15 protein-coding genes are annotated in these 14,935 nt (G+C 69.5%); 11 read left to right on the forward strand and 4 right to left on the reverse strand.

Features of this window, described 5'->3' with window-relative positions; translation table 11 throughout:
* Positions 1-5: 5 nt before the first annotated feature.
* From ABZ707_RS27330 to ABZ707_RS27355, 6 genes are all read left to right on the forward strand, one after another.
* A complete protein-coding gene (locus ABZ707_RS27330; protein ID WP_360179910.1) occupies positions 6-866 on the forward strand; it encodes a class II fructose-bisphosphate aldolase in 861 nt (286 codons plus the stop codon).
* A 4-nt stretch (positions 867-870) separates the two neighbouring features.
* Entirely contained in the window at positions 871-1,659 is a 789-nt protein-coding gene (locus tag ABZ707_RS27335) for an HAD-IA family hydrolase (protein ID WP_360179912.1), read from the forward strand.
* 26 nt (positions 1,660-1,685) lie between these two features.
* Positions 1,686-2,342: a dihydroxyacetone kinase subunit DhaL gene (gene dhaL, locus ABZ707_RS27340; protein ID WP_360179914.1), complete on the forward strand. Its 657-nt coding sequence runs from the start codon at positions 1,686-1,688 to the stop codon at positions 2,340-2,342.
* A 46-nt stretch (positions 2,343-2,388) separates the two neighbouring features.
* Positions 2,389-3,384 carry a dihydroxyacetone kinase subunit DhaK gene (gene dhaK / locus ABZ707_RS27345; RefSeq protein WP_360179916.1) on the forward strand — a complete coding sequence of 332 codons (996 nt, stop codon included), beginning with the start codon at positions 2,389-2,391 and terminating at the stop codon, positions 3,382-3,384.
* A gap of 475 nt (positions 3,385-3,859) precedes the next feature.
* Entirely contained in the window at positions 3,860-4,969 is a 1,110-nt protein-coding gene (locus ABZ707_RS27350; RefSeq protein ID WP_360179918.1) for a PP2C family protein-serine/threonine phosphatase, read from the forward strand.
* Between the two features lie 292 nt (positions 4,970-5,261).
* The gene (locus ABZ707_RS27355; RefSeq protein ID WP_360179920.1) at positions 5,262-5,738 is read left to right on the forward strand and encodes a hypothetical protein; all 477 of its coding nucleotides are present in this window, start codon (positions 5,262-5,264) and stop codon (positions 5,736-5,738) included.
* A 5-nt stretch (positions 5,739-5,743) separates the two neighbouring features.
* On the opposite strand, the gene ABZ707_RS27360 is transcribed toward ABZ707_RS27355, so the two are convergent.
* Positions 5,744-6,475, reverse strand: a complete 732-nt coding sequence (locus tag ABZ707_RS27360; protein WP_360179922.1) for a YoaK family protein — start codon at positions 6,473-6,475, stop codon at positions 5,744-5,746.
* A gap of 474 nt (positions 6,476-6,949) precedes the next feature.
* Between ABZ707_RS27360 and ABZ707_RS27365 the strand changes: the two genes are divergently transcribed.
* From ABZ707_RS27365 to ABZ707_RS27380, 4 genes are all read left to right on the forward strand, one after another.
* Entirely contained in the window at positions 6,950-8,155 is a 1,206-nt protein-coding gene (locus ABZ707_RS27365) for an Nramp family divalent metal transporter (protein ID WP_360179924.1), read from the forward strand.
* Between the two features lie 97 nt (positions 8,156-8,252).
* Positions 8,253-9,293, forward strand: coding sequence for a cupin domain-containing protein (locus tag ABZ707_RS27370; protein ID WP_360179926.1), 1,041 nt, complete (start codon positions 8,253-8,255; stop codon positions 9,291-9,293).
* 108 nt (positions 9,294-9,401) lie between these two features.
* A complete protein-coding gene (locus ABZ707_RS27375; protein WP_360179928.1) occupies positions 9,402-10,835 on the forward strand; it encodes a cytochrome ubiquinol oxidase subunit I in 1,434 nt (477 codons plus the stop codon).
* A gap of 2 nt (positions 10,836-10,837) precedes the next feature.
* Positions 10,838-11,836, forward strand: a complete 999-nt coding sequence (locus tag ABZ707_RS27380) for a cytochrome d ubiquinol oxidase subunit II (protein WP_360179930.1) — start codon at positions 10,838-10,840, stop codon at positions 11,834-11,836.
* Between the two features lie 45 nt (positions 11,837-11,881).
* Here ABZ707_RS27380 and ABZ707_RS27385 read toward each other — a convergent pair whose 3' ends face one another.
* Positions 11,882-12,328 (reverse strand): SRPBCC family protein, encoded by a 447-nt coding sequence (locus ABZ707_RS27385; protein WP_360179932.1) that lies wholly within the window; start codon positions 12,326-12,328, stop codon positions 11,882-11,884.
* 110 nt (positions 12,329-12,438) lie between these two features.
* Positions 12,439-13,200 carry an alpha/beta fold hydrolase gene (locus tag ABZ707_RS27390; RefSeq protein WP_360179934.1) on the reverse strand — a complete coding sequence of 254 codons (762 nt, stop codon included), beginning with the start codon at positions 13,198-13,200 and terminating at the stop codon, positions 12,439-12,441.
* Positions 13,201-13,429: 229 nt separating this feature from the next.
* Between ABZ707_RS27390 and ABZ707_RS27395 the strand changes: the two genes are divergently transcribed.
* Positions 13,430-14,020, forward strand: coding sequence for a hemerythrin domain-containing protein (locus ABZ707_RS27395; protein ID WP_360179936.1), 591 nt, complete (start codon positions 13,430-13,432; stop codon positions 14,018-14,020).
* A gap of 220 nt (positions 14,021-14,240) precedes the next feature.
* Here ABZ707_RS27395 and ABZ707_RS27400 read toward each other — a convergent pair whose 3' ends face one another.
* On the reverse strand, positions 14,241-14,726 hold the full coding sequence (locus ABZ707_RS27400) for a hypothetical protein (RefSeq protein ID WP_360179938.1): 486 nt from the start codon (positions 14,724-14,726) through the stop codon (positions 14,241-14,243).
* Positions 14,727-14,935 lie beyond the last annotated feature (209 nt).

Consider the following 14,935-nt stretch of genomic DNA (forward strand, 5'->3'; position numbering starts at 1 on the left):
TACACGTGTCCGTCGTGCCGCTGACCGACATCTTGTCCGACGCCTTCAAAGAGCGTTACGGCGTGCCGGCCATCAATGTGTTCAATGACCTCACCCTGGAAGCGGTCCTCGCGGCCGCGGTGGAGAACGCGTCACCACTGATCGTGCAGACGTCCGTCAAGACGGTGAAATCAATCGGCAGTGATGTGCTCTTCGCCCTGTGGACGTCGATGACAGCCGGTATCGAGGTGCCCGTCACGCTGCATCTGGACCACTGCCCGGAGCGCGAGGTCATCACCGAGTGCCTGCGGCGGGGCTGGAACTCCGTCCTGTTCGACGCTTCCCATCTGCCGGTGGAGGAGAACATGCGGCAGACGGTCGAGGTCGTCGCCGAGGCCCGCCGGCACGGCGCCCATGTGGAGGGTGAGATCGAGTCCATCACGGGGGTCGAGGACGACATCGGCACCGACAGCGTGGCTCGCCAACAGGATCTGGAGGTCACTCTGGAGTTCCTCAGAACGACACAGGTCGACGTCTTCGCACCCGCCATCGGAAACGCTCACGGCAGCTACAAGCACGCCCCGGTACTCGATTTCCAGCGCGTCTCCGACATCGTGGCGGCCCATCCGCTGCCGATCGCACTCCACGGCGGCAGCGGACTCTCCGACGAACAGTTCAGCGATCTCATCTCCCGGGGGTGCGCGAAGGTCAATATCTCGACCGCGCTCAAGGAGACCTTCATGAAGTCGGGCCTGGCCTTCCTCGAATCGGCTGCGGAAAAGCAGAAATGGGACCCGCCCTCCTTGTTCCGGTCCGTCCGCCAGGACGTCATCGGTATGACCGGCTCACTCATGACCCTTTTCGGCAGCGCCGGCCGGGCCGGGTGACACCGTGCCCGCCCTGGTCTTCGACTGCGACGGTGTCCTCGCCGACACCGAGCGTTACGGGCATCTGCCCGCGTTCAACCAGACGTTCCAGGAGTTCGGCCTGCCCGTGCGGTGGAGTGACAGCGACTACGCGGAGAAGGTGAAGGTCGGCGGAGGCAAGGAGCGTATGAAGACCCTCCTCACCCCCGACTTCATCGCCGCGGTGGGCCTGCCCAGCGACCCGGAAGCGCTCGACGAGCAGGTCGCCCGGTGGCACCGGCGCAAGACCGAGATCTACACCGGGATCATCGCCGGTGGGCAGATTCCGCCCCGGCCGGGTGTACGACGGATCGCCGCCGAGGCGGACGCCGCCGACTGGACGCTGGCCGTCGCGTCCACGTCGGCCGAGCCCTCCGTACGCAGCGTGCTGACGCACGCCATGGGGCCCGGCCTGGCCGCACGCTTCAGCGTGTTCGCCGGTGACATCGTCCCGCGCAAGAAGCCGGCGCCGGACATCTACGACTACGCGGTGGATCAGCTCGGGCTGGACCCGGCGGACGCCGTCGTGATCGAGGACAGCCGCAACGGACTGCTCTCGGCGCTGGGCGCGGGGCTGGGATGCGCCGTCACGACCAGCGCCTACACCGGGCTGGAGGATTTCACCGGAGCGTGGCTGGTGGTGTCGTCCCTCGGCGACCCGCCGCCGGAAGCGGTCACCACGGAGGTGCTGAGCGATCCGTTCGGTTCGCGCCCGCGCCCCTTCGTACGGCTCGCCGATCTCGAATCCCTGCGCGCCGCCGCAGGCGCGAAGTGAAGATGTCAGGAGAGTCAGGAGCCGCCATGTCATCGACAACAGACAGTGATCTTGAGTTCGTTGTCAGAACCGTCGCGCGGACGGCGGTGGACCGGGAGCGCGAATTCAGCGAACTCGACGCCGTCGTGGGTGACGGGGACCTCGGATACTCGCTCGCGCGCGGCTTCGAGATCGTTCTCGCCGACTGGGACTCGCTGGACCGCAGCTCTCCCTCGGCGTTCCTCAAGAAGGTGGCACTGGTGATCTCCAAGCGGGTGGGCGGGACGTCCGGCCCGCTGTGGGGTACCGCGTTCCTCCGGGCGGCGGGCGCCGTCAGCGGCCGTTCGGAGCTGAACGGTGAGGACGCCGTCGCCATGCTGCGTGCCGCCGCCGAGGGCATCAAGGCCCGGGGCAAGTCCGACCTCGGCGACAAGACGCTGCTGGACGCGCTGATCCCGATGACCGACGCGCTGGAAAAGGCGCTGACGACCAGCGAGGGCCCGGCGGCGGCCGGTGGCGCCGGGCTCGCCGAGGTCGTGGCCTCGGCGGCACGTACCGCCGCTGAGGCGACCACCCCGATGCGGGCCAGGCGAGGCCGCCCGAGCTACACCGGCGAACGCAGCATCGGGTCCCCCGACGCGGGAGCCATGGCGATCGCCATCATGGCGGAGCGCGTCGCCGCCGAATGGGCGGAGCGCGCGTGAACCGCTCGTGGCCCGTCCCCGCCCGCCGAGATCCAGGAGCGATCGCATGAAGAAGTTCGTCAACGACCCGAAGAACTATGTGCCCGAGATGCTGCAGGGGCTGGCCCTGGCCAACCCCGGCACCCTGCGGTACGTGCCGGAGTTCAACCTGATCATGCGCGCCGACGCGCCCCGGCCGGACAAAGTCTCCCTCGTCCAGGGATCGGGCTCCGGACATGAGCCGTCGCACGTCATGACGGTGGGACCGGGGATGCTCGACGCCGCGTGTCCGGGCGACGTCTTCTCCGCGCCGCCCACCGACTACGTCTATGAGACGGTCCGGCTGGTCGCGTCTCCCCAGGGCGTCCTGTTGCTGGTCAACAACTACACGGGCGACCGGATGGCCTTCGAGATGGCCGAGGAGCTGTCGGCGGCCGACGGAGTCACCGTCCGTACGCTGTTCATCGACGACGACGTGTCCGTACAGGACTCGACCTACACGGTCGGCCGCCGCGGAGTGGCGGGCAACTTCTTCGTGATGAAGGCCACCGGCGCGGCGGCCGAGCGCGGCGCCGGGCTCGACGAGGTGTACCGGATCGGCGAGAAGGTCAACTCCGTCACCCGCACCATGGGCATGGCGCTCACCGCGTGCACACCCCCGGCCAAGGGATCCCCGCTGTTCGATCTGCCCGACGACGAGATCGAGATGGGCGTGGGAATCCACGGCGAGCCAGGCCGGCGGCGCGAGAAGATGAAGCCCGCGGACGCCATCGTGCGCGAACTCCTCGACGCTGTCGTCGAGGATCTGCCCTATGTCTCCGGCGACGGGGTCGCGCTGATGGTCAACGGCCTCGGCGGCACTCCGATCGGCGAGCTCTATCTCGTGTACGGGCTTGCCCACAGGCAGCTCGCCGAACGCGGCATCGAGGTCCGCCGCAGCTATGTCGGTGAGTACTGCACCTCGCTCGACATGGCCGGCGCGTCCCTCACCCTGGTCCGCCTGGACGACGAGATCACCGATCTGCTGGAGGCCCCCGCCGAAATCCCCATCCGGGTCTTCTGAGGGTTGTGCCGTAAATTCCCGGTGGATCAACGCGTCGCGGCAGCGGACGCGTCGCGGGACCGGGGGCGGGACGCTGTGCCCCGGTGCTGCCGTGCCGCCACCCGGCAGCCATGGCCGGAGCGGCACCGGTGAGCATCACACCGCTCCATCGTGACCCGCTTCGGGGTAGCCTGCTGTATCAGAACGCGGCCGGAGCACCAGGTGTGTCTGCCTTGGGACATCGGCCGGCGTGTGCGGCTCGTCGTTGTGTTCCGACCGGTCAGTTACGCGGCACACGCCGGAGGGTCCTTCCTGTTCCCCCAATAATCCGCCCCCCTCTCGCAGACGTTCTCGCGGCTCGTCCCGGCCCGTGGATCCGCCGTGACGACCTTCTCTCCCCGTCCCCGGCGCGCCGACGGGACCCCTGGTCCGACCCGAGGCGCGGTGCCGGGCACGCGAGCCCGGCACGATCCAGACGAGAGGCCCGAACAGCGACATGGCACGCACCCGGGCAAGGCCCTTCCGCACCGACGAGACGGCGAACAGATCCATGCCGGAACTCCCGCGGGGCATCGCCGTCGCGTCGGCGGTCTTCCCCTATGTGCTGGTCGCCGCCTATTCCCTGGCCGCTCTGCTGACCGGCCCCGGGCTGCGCTGGCTCTCGATGCTGGCCACGGCACCGGCGCTGGCGGCCGCGCGTTACGGGCCCCACGGCGTGGTCGCGTTCGGCGCCGCCTCGTTCGTCATCGCTGCGGTCCTCGGGCTGCGCCCCGGATCACCGTCCGTGGAGGACCAGGCCGTCGCACTGGCGGCGCTGGCCGTGGTCACCACGGCCAGCGCGCTGCTGAGCGCGCTGCGGCAGCGCAGGGAACGTGAACTGGTCGCGGTCAGATCCGTGGCGGAGGCGGCGCAGCAAGCCATCCTCGCGCCTGTGCCGGAGCGCGTGGGCCCCCTGCGCATCGCCGTGCGGTACAGCGCGGCGGCCGCCGAGGCCAGCATCGGAGGGGACCTGTACGGAGTCGTCCTGACCCCGTTCGGGCCGCGCGCCATCATGGCCGACGTACGGGGCAAGGGGCTGCCCGCGGTCAGTACCGCCGCACTCGTACTGGGCATCTTCCGCGAGGCCGCGCACAACGAACCGAATCTCCTCCATGTCGTCGACCGGATCGAGCGAAGCCTGCGCCGCAATCTCGCCGGCGACGACTTCGTGACCGCCGTCATCGTCGGATTCCCCTCCCCGTGCAGGCTCCAGATCGCCAACTGCGGCCATGTGCCTCCGCTGCTCGTCCACGAGGGGACCGTCACCACCATCGACGCGGAACCGCCGGTGCCACCGCTGGGGCTGCTGGAACTCAGCGACGCCAAGCCCTGTCTGACGACCCTCCCCTTCACGGAGGGTGACCAGCTTCTCCTGTACACGGACGGGGTGTCGGAGGCCCGCGACCACAACGGCGCGTTCTTCCCGCTGGAGGAGCGGCTGCGGCAGCATCTCTCGGCCGACTCGACCGAGATGCTGGACGCGCTGCTGGACACGCTGCGTGATCACAACGCCGGCCGGCTCGACGACGACGCCGCGCTCCTGCTCATCCAGCTCCCCGCCCGGTGAGCGGCCGGTCCGGGCGGCGGCTGCCGCGCGGTTGACTCCGTGTGCGGTGCTCCCGTACCGAGCACCTCATAAGGCCCCGCGGCGGCGCGGACTCACCGGTGGCGGCGACCGGCCGGGCGGTGTTCACTTTTATCCGGACGGCTTACTCGACGGATGTCCGCCGCAACGGATCCACCCGGTCCTGGAGGCTACTGACGTGTTACGCGCACTGTGTCGTCACAAGGCCACGCGCCGTGGAGCGGGCGGGGCCGGCGGGGCGCTGTCGGCCGCCCTGCGGGGGGCCGCGGCGGGTATGGCGGGTACCACCGCGCTCGACATGACCAGTTATCTCGACATGGCTCTGCGCGGCAGGCCCGCGAGCAGCACGCCGGAGGTCACGGTGGAGCGGCTGTCGGAGAAGTCCGGGATCCCCGTCCCCGGTTCCGGTGAGACACGGCAGAACCGGATCGCCGGTCTGGGTCCGCTGACCGGTCTCGCGGCGGGTGTGACCATGGGAGCGCTCATGGGCCTCGCCCGGAGCGCGGGATGGCGGCCCGGGTTCCTCGCGGACGGTGCCGTGGCCACGATCGGTGCGCTGATCGGCACCAACGGGCCCATGACCGTACTCGGCGTCACCGACCCGCGTACCTGGACCGCGAAGGACTGGGTGGCCGATGTCGTGCCTCATCTCGCCTACGCCGTCCTGACCGTGGCGGTCCTGGACGGTCTGGACCGGCCGGGGCAGAGGCCGGGCGCGAGGCGACTCCGCTGCCGGACGGCCCGGAGGTAGCACGTTCAGGCGGCCGGTGGTCTTCTCCCGTCCGACGGGGTGAAGGAGAGCACCAGGGTGGCCGCCAGCAGAGCGGCCGGCAGAACGGGTGCGAAGGGGCGTGCCCAGGTGACCAGGGCTCCGCCCAGGGCGGCGCCCAGCGGCAGCACACCGATCAGGACGAGGTTCGACCGCTGCAGCCGCCGTGTGGTGACCAGCTCGGCCAGGATCCCGGTGAGTGTGCCGGTGAGGTACGTGGTGGAGACATCGGGGGCCCCCGCGACACGGATCAGCCCGCTCTGACAGCCCATGGCCAGGGACGCCGTGGCCAGCAGACCGAGCTGCGCCGCCGTGTCGGGGGTGCCGCCGACCGCGAGCCAGCCGGCGAGGAATCCGCAGACGAGCAGAAGCTCTCCGGCCAGTGCCGTTCTGGCGCCGTCCCAGCGGAACGGCCTCTCCCGTGCGGGCCGGATGCCGCACCAGGCCCCGGCCAGGATGCCGCACGCGTATCCGGCGAGCGCCACCACCACATGCCAGGCGAGCGTCAGATTGTCGGACCCCACCGCCAGGCCGAGCAGGGCGAGGTTCGCGGTCATCACACTGGTGAAGACGCCTCCGAGAGCCATAAAGCTGATCGCGTCGACGGCGCCGGTCACCAGCGTGAGCGCCACCACCGTCGGCGAGGGCACGGAACCCTTCTGACGCCTCAGCCAGCCGGTTGTCGTCGCGCCGCCGGCCGCACCGGGCTCCGCTGCCATACACGGCTCCAATCCCTGATTGTCGAGACCCGGTCGCCGGGCGTCGGCGTATGCGCCGCGCGCCGCTCTGACCCGAATGCCAGCAGCGTTGGCGCCGCCCAGGAGACATTCATACGTTAAGGACTGTCCCGTAATCACCGGCAGGCGCGCGACGACAACCAGGGCGTCCCGCCGCGTTGTCGGAACGCCCGAAGACATTCAAGTATGCGGGCCCCTCTCCGCCTTGCGGCGCACCGCGTCCGACACCACGCGCTGATTCACCGGGGATGACAGGCCGGCCCTTGGGGCTGTCTCACAGAAAAGGAGCATGCCGTGATACCCGTGGGTCTCCCGTCCCGAATTCCGGGAGGGTCTCATCCGTGTACGACTGAATCCCCGGACGAGCGGATCGACCTCCGCGGCCCGGGCATACCGGGCCCACCGGTCTCCAAAATCCTTGACCAGGCTGTCGACCCCGGCTCCTCCCGGCGCCCGGTGACACCACGGGTCGTCCATCTCGTCGGTCCGGCCTTCGTCGCCGCCCTCGCCTATGTGGATCCCGGAAACGTCGCGGTGAATCTCACCGCGGGCGCCACCACCGGATATCAGTTGATGTGGGTCATCGTGTCGGCGAGCGCCTGCGCGATGCTGTTGCAGTATCTGTCCGGGAAAATCGGACTGGCCACCGGTAAAAGCCTTCCGCTGCTGTGCCGTGAGCGCTTCGGCTCAACGGCGCGACGCCTCCTGTGGTGCCAGGCGGAACTCGTCATAATAGCCACCGAGATCGCCGAATTCGTCGGCGCGGCGATCGGTATGTCCCTGCTGTTCTCCACGCCGGCCTGGCTCGCCGTGCTGCTGGCCGCCGCGGCTTCGCTCGCGGTGGTGACGCTGCGGCGCCGCGGTCACTCCCGCGGCTTCGAACTGGGCGCGGCAGCCGCCCTGATCCTGGTCGGCGGCGGCTTCCTCTTCGACATCCTGGCCGTCGGCCACCAGTCCCCGGCCGGGCTGACGGCCGGTCTGATACCGGGCCGGCTGGACGGCGAGACCCTTCCGCTGGTCCTCGCGATGATCGGCGCGACGGTGATGCCGCACGCGCTCTATCTGCACTCCGCCATGGTGCGGCCGGGCCGGGACGCGCACACCGCGCGCAGCGACCCGGGCGGTGTCCGGCGGGGCCTGCGCGTCGACTGCCTGCTCGGGCTGGGGACGGCGACCCTGGTGAGCGTCTCGATGGTCGTGCTCGGCGCCGGACTGGCCGTCGCCGGCGGCGCCTGGCAGGGAGATCTGTACGGGGCCCACGCCGAGCTGACCGCGCAGGTGGGCGGGGCCGCCGCACTGGCCTTCGCCATCGCGCTGCTGGCCTCGGGGGTCTCGTCCTGCGGTACCGGCGCGCTCGCCGGTGATGTGATCGTGGCGGGCCTGCTGACCCGGCGCGTCCCGCCCACGCTGCGCCGGACGGTCACTCTGGTCCCCTCGGTGGCGCTGATGCTGACGGGGGTACCGATGACCGCGCTGCTGATAGCCAGTCAGGCTCTTGTGTCGCTCGGTGTCCCGGTCGCGGTGCTGCTGCTGGTGCTGTTCAGCCGCGACCGAGCGCTGATGGGGCCGCTGGCGAACCGGCGGTCCACCACTCTCGCCGCCGCGTCGATCGGAGTAGCGGTCACCGTCCTGGCGTGCGCCACTCTGCTGATGCTGCTCTGAGCGGCCGGTGTTCCCGTACCACGTACCGGCCGGCAGCGGCCCCTTCCGACACGGCCGCCGTGAGCGCGCCATCCACCACCCCAGCAGGAGTACCGTCATGGCCCAGTCCCCGCACGTACGGTCCCTGATGGCGCAGCCGCACACCACGAGCACCGCGGCCGGCACCATAGGCGAGTTGACGCAGGCGAACTTCACGGCGCTCAGCCGTCTCTCCATCCGCCGCCTCGTACTGGCGCCGCTGGCGGTGCGCGAACCGCACTGGCACGCCAACGCGAACGAGCTCAGCTACTGCGTACGGGGCGAGGCGCTGGTCTCGATGTCCGGCAACGGAAACGAACACCACAGCTTCACCATCGCGGCGGGCCAGATGTTCTTCGTCCCTTCTGGCGCTCTGCACCACATCGAGAACACCGGCCGCGAGGAGGCCGAGTTCATCACCGGCTTCAGCCACGAGCGCCCGGAGGACTTCGGTATGTCCGGCGCCTTCGGAGCGATGACCGACGCGGTGCTCGGAAACACCTACGATCTGCCCGCGTCGGCGTTCAGCGGGCTGCGGCGCGGACCGGCCGACACGAACATAGGCACCCGGCAGGCCCCCGCGCAGATCCCTCCCGACGCGCGCAGAAAGGATCCGTACAAGTTCGACGTCGACGCGATGCCGGCGCCGGTGGCCTCCGCCGCCGGTTCCGCGAGAATCGCGAAGACGCCGTACTGGCCGGTCCTGGAGAACATCTCCATGAACTCCCTGCGCATCACCGACGAAGGCATGCGTGAACCGCACTGGCACCCGCTCACGGCGGAGATGGGATATGTGCACGAGGGCCGGGGACGCATGACGCTCCTCAGCCCGGGAGGGGAGGTCGACACCTATCTGCTGAGCCCGGGCGATGTCTATTTCGTCCCGAGGGCTTATCCCCACCACATCGAGGACATCGGTGAGGGAGAGCTGCACTTTCTGGTCTTCTTCGACCGGAGCACCCCCGGCAACATCGGCTACAAGGCGTCCGTCGGCGGATTCAGCAAGGAGGTCCTCGCGGCGTCGTTCGGCATCACGCCGGACGACATGGCCGATCTGCCGTTCACCCCGGAGGATCCCCTGCTGGTCTCCCGCCGGAATCCGGTCGACCCGGTCCGCTGACCGGCCCTCGCCGGTCTCCCGTGCGCAGCGCGGCCGAACGGGTGGTGGTCACCGCCCGGCCCGTGTCACCGGCGGCCCGGACCCGTCGGGCACATGAAAGATGCGGAGATGCCGTACTCACCTGATGCTGCCGGGATCCTGCTTCAGGCTCTGGCTTCGGCTGACGATCCGCCGCAGTTGCTGCCCGCCCGCGAGCAGATGGCCTTCACCCTGGGATTCCACATCATCCTCGTGCCGTTCGGCGTGGCTCTCACGGCTCTTATGCTCATCGCCAACTACCGCGGTCTGCGCCGCGGTGACGAACAGGCCCTGCTTCTCGCACAGCGCTGGTCGAAGGTGGCGGCCGTACTGTTCGCCGTCGGAGCGGTCACCGGCACCGTACTGAGCTTTGAACTCGGGATTCTCTGGCCCGGCCTGATGGGCCGCTACGGCGCGGCCTTCGGCTTCCCCTTCGCGATCGAAGGCATCTTCTTCTTCCTGGAAGCGATCTTCGTCTCGATCTACATCTACGGCTGGAAGCGGCTTCCGCCCTGGGTGCACTTCTGGACCGGCGTGCCCGTCGTCCTGGCGAGTATCGGTGGCACCTGCGCGGTCGTGGCGGCCAATAGCTGGATGAACCAGCCTGGCGGCATCACGATGCGCGACGGCCGTGTGGTGGAGGTCCGTCCGGCGGAGGTGTTCTTCAACGGGGCCTTCTGGTTCGAGAGCATCCATATGCTGCTGGCCGCGTACATCGTGGCCGGCTTCTCGGTGGCGGGCGTCTACGCCGTGGGAATGCTGCGGGGCCGCCGCGACAGCTACCACCGGCTCGGGTTCCTCATCGGTTTCGTTGTGGCCGCCTGCGCCATGCCCGTACAGATCTTCGTCGGCGACATCGTCGCCCGCCAGGTGTTCAACAGCGAGCCCGCGAAGTTCGCCGCCATCGAACTGCTGCCCACCACCGGCGATCATGTCCCCGAGACGCTCGCCGGGGTGCTGATCGACGGTGAGGTCCGCTACGGCCTTCAGATCCCGGACCTGGCCTCGCTGCTGGCGGACTTCAGACCGTCCACCGAGATCCGGGGGCTCGACGCGATCCCTCCCGCGGTGCGGCCCGAGGACGCGGCGGTGAGCATCGTCCATCTGGCCTTCGACATCATGATCGGGACGGCGTTCGCGCTGTTCGCGCTCTCCCTCTGGTTCGCCTGGCTGTGGTGGCGCCGGCGGGAGGTCCCCACCAACCGCCTGTTCCTCCGGTGCGTCGCCGTGAGCGGAGTCGTCGCGGTGGTGTCACTGGAGAGCGGCTGGGTGGTCACCGAGGTCGGACGGCAGCCCTGGACCGTTGTGGGCATGCTGCTGACCAGGGACGCCGTGGCGACCCAGGGCAATCTCTGGCCCTTCTTCGCCGCGGCCCTGGCCATCTATCTCGCGGTGGGCATCGGCGCCGTACTTGTGCTGCGGTCTCTGACACGACGCTGGCGGGACGGGGGCGACGACGCGGTCGACGTCCCCTACGGCCCCGACCGGCCGCTCACCGGCGCGCACACGGGAGAGGACCGGTAGACATGAGCGATGCGATCGCGGTCATTCTGTTCGTCGGCGTCATCGCCTACGCGCTGTTCGGCGGGGCCGACTTCGGTGCCGGTTTCTGGGACCTGACCGGCGGTGGAGCGGCACGCGGCAGCAGGCCCCGCCGTCTGATCGATCTGACGGTCGGTCCTGTCTGGGAGTCCAACCACACCTGGCTGATCTACTGCCTCGTCGTGCTGTGGAGCGGCTACCCCGCCGCGTTCGCGGCCATCACCACGACGTTGTACATTCCGCTGGGCCTGGCCGCGCTGGGTATCGTGCTGCGCGGAGCGGGCTTCGCGTTCCGCAAGGCATCGTTGCGTACGCCGGAGCAGCGGGTCTACGGAGCGGTGTTCGCGCTGTCGTCGGTGGTCACCCCGTACTGCTTCGGAAGTCTGGCCGGGGCGATCGCGTCCGGGCGGGTACCGGCCGGCGGGAAGGGCGACCCGCTCGGGAGCTGGCTCAACCCGACCTCCGTGCTCGGCGGGGTGCTGGCCGTGCTGGTCTGCTCCTACCTGGCCGCGGTGTTTCTGACCGCCGCCGCGCGGCAGAGCGAGAGCCCCGACCTCGAAACGTGGTTCGGCCGGCGCGCGCTGCTCGCCGGAGCCGTCACGGGTCTGGTCAGCCTGGCCGGGATCTTTGTGCTCCAGGCGGACTCGCCCCGCCTCTTCCACGAGTTGAGTCACCGTGGACTGCCACTGCTGATCATCTCCGCGCTGAGCGGCCTGGCCAGTCTCTTCCTGCTCAGGACCAGAAGAGCCGGCGCACTGCGCATGCTGGCGGCGCTGGCCGTGGCCGCCGTCGTCTGCGGGTGGGGCGTCGCCCAGTATCCGTATCTGCTGGGTACGCATCTCAGCCTCGCCGAAGCCGCGTCGCCCACACCCACGTTGTGGGTGCTCGCGGGTGTCGCCGGCGCCGCCGCACTGCTCATCGCCCCGTCTCTGGCGTTCCTCTACGTCCTGCACAACCGCGGCAGGCTCGGCACAAGGAACTGACCGCGGCGATGAGGGGCGGCGCCGGGACCGGTCCCGGCGCCGGACTCAGGACGCTTCGACGGCCGTCTTGATGCGGTTGCCGAAGGCGGGCGCGTCCTTGCGGGAGGCGCTCAGGGCGAGACCGACGAGGAGCTTGCCGAGGCCGTGTCCCTCAAGGACGTTGTAGATCCGCACCCTGGTTCTTCCGTCGGCGAGGGATTCCAGGTCGTAGCCGCCCTCGCTGGCGGTGATGAGGTTCTTGGAGACCTCGGTCCAGCGCAACGTGCGGGGCGCTTCGAACTCGGTGATACGGAACTCCCGCCCGGTCGTCATCCCGGCGTCCTTGACGGTGCTGCGGAAGACGGTCCCGACGGCGGTGGGGCCTTCGGGGGTCTTCACGATCTCCTTCACCCGGGGACTGAACTTCGGATCGTTCCTGCCGTCGGCGAGGAAGGCGAAGACCTCCTCGATCGGCCGGTTGATCTCCGTGGTCGCCTCGAACTGTCCTGCCATGCCCACTCCTCGATTGGAAAGTCAACGTAGGGTACGCGGACGCCCACCCGCTCGGGTGTGTTTTGGCAGGAGCGTCAGCACACTTCCCGCGAACGTCTCAGGCCGGACGCTCAGTGCGGGACCAGCCGGGTCAGCCCCTCGGTCAGGATCTCGACGAGGCCGGACAGCGATTCCTCGAAGTAGAAGTGTCCTCCGCGCAGCACACGTGCGTCCGCCTCGCCGGTTGTGCAGTCCTTCCACAGGGCCGCGTCGTCGGGCGTGACCGCCGGGTCACGGTCACCCGCGATGCTGACAACGGGGCAGGTCAGCGGAGCGCCCGGCGCGTAGCGGTACGCCTCCGCCATCCGCAGGTCGCCGCAGATCACCGGGAACGCGAACTCCCAGAGCTCGTCGTTCTCCAGCAGTGCCGCGCCCGAGCCACCGAGATGTCTGAGGTAGTCCCGGATCTCGTTCTCCTCGAACGTGAGGCCCCGGGGAGTGCGGGCCGGCGGGGCCTTGCACGCGGACACGAAGAGCGCGGCCGGCGGTGAGGAGGTACGCCACTGGAGCCGGCGGGCGACCTCGAAGGCCACCAGGGCGCCCATGCTGTGTCCGAAGAAGGCGGTGGGCCGGTCGAAGCCGGTGATGTCCTCGGCGCCACGCAGAATCTCCTCGGCCAGCTCGGGGATTCCCGCCGGGATCGGCTCGCCGTAACGGTCCTGCCGGCCCGGATACTGGACGGCGACCAGCTCAATCCACTCCGGCAGCAGCTCCGCCCAGCCGTGAAAGGCACTGGCGGCCCCGCCCGCGTGCGGAAAACACACCAGCCGCAGCCGCGCCGCAGGGCGCGGGACGAACCGCCGGATCCAGTCCTGCCGGGGCACACGGGTCATCGTCCGCTCCTTCGCCGTTCGAACCCGGCCATCACGCCGTGCGGGTGACTGTCCATCCGATCGGAGACGATATCCGGTCGCGCCTCCGGGGACCCGGTCAGCCGTACCCCGCCGGGCCCGGCGCCCGGCGGGCGCGTCCACCCGGACGAAGGTGGCGCCCGGCCGGTTTATCGAAACGGCCCTCTGGTGACTCGTAGTCGAGGCGAACGGTCGGCGGAAAGGAACAGAGATGAACGAGGCAGACGCGGAACGCGTCCAGGCGGCGGCACTGCCCGAGGACGACGTGGTGGCCATCCTTCTGCGCCAGCACGCCCGCATCCGGGACCTCTTCGCGGAGGTGAGGAGCACGCGGGGGGAGACCAAGCAGCAGGCGTTCGACGAGCTGCGGGCGCTGCTCACCGTGCACGAGACGGCCGAGGAGATGATCATGCGCCCGGTCGCGAAGGACACGGCGGGCAAGGAGGAGGCCGACGCCCGCAACCAGGAGGAGAAGGAGGCGAGCAAGGCACTCGCGGCGCTGGAGAAGATGGACATCGGCAGTGCGGAATTCGACGCCCGGTTCGTTGAGCTGGAGCGGGCCGTGTCCGACCACGCCGAACACGAGGAGCGGGAGGAGTTCCCCGCTGTGCGCGCCGCGCGCTCGGAGGCACAGCTCAGGGAAATGGGCGCACGGCTCATGGCGGCCGAGAAGATCGCGCCCACCCGCCCGCACCCGGCGGTCGCCGGTTCACCGATGGCGCAGTGGACTGTCGGCCCCTTCGCCTCGCTGGTCGACCGGACCAGGGACGCGATCACGGGCGGCGGCATGCCGGGCAGGTGACCCGGCCCGGCGCCCCTTCCCGGCGTCTGTCCCCCGGCGGCGGACCGGGGGACATCGGGAAGGGCGGGGCGGAGAGCCGTGTACGGACGGGACGCCGGGAGGCCGGAGAACTCGGCACCGAAAACGAGACGGCCCGCCGACGCCTCAAGCACCTGAGGATTCCTCTAGGGCCCTCAGGCGCGCACAGCCCGCCAAAAGGCTGGAAAGCGCTCCAGAAAGCCTACGATCCCGAGCGCGCCCCGAGAACACTGTGTTCCACCGCGCCCGAGGGAAGATCGCTCCTTCCCGCGGACCGGGCAGTCAACTCCACGAGACCGGCCCGGAGCTCGGCGGCGGGCTCTCCCAGGACGATGGCGCTAATGATCAGCTCCATCATCAGGCAGTCATACTCATCGCCCATGCCCCGATAACGCTCACCATCGGCCTCTACCACAGCAGAGACGATCCTCCTCCCGCCACCAGCCAGGGGAGCAAAGGTCGCTTGATAGACACCGTGACCGGTCCAACTCCGATGCATGAACAGGACAGCACCTTCAGCGAAGACGTTCCACTTCTCATCCATGTCCCGGGCTCGATAACCATGCCGGATCCGGTCCCAGTCCTCGTCAGTCCAGACACGATCCGGCAACTGGGAGACCCGGCTGGGCACGTTCATCGGCTGGAGCCGCCGGAACGACTCTCGGGTGAGCGGGACTTCGGCAGTCATCACGCCATCCTACGGACGCACCGCTTCAACAGGACGGCGACCACCGCCTCTCAGCCAAGGCCCCAGCTTCGGACGCGTCATGGGGTCGGCGGCACCCGACACCTCCCCATCGCCGGCCCGGGCCATGACGTGCCCGCCGACAGCCTCGACTGCGGCGAGCACGTTGTCCCGTTGGCGTTCGGGAGAGGTGGCGGCGGCGGACATCTGCG

It is taken from the genome of Streptomyces sp. NPDC006923, assembly GCF_040635655.1.
Lineage (GTDB): Bacteria > Actinomycetota > Actinomycetes > Streptomycetales > Streptomycetaceae > Streptomyces.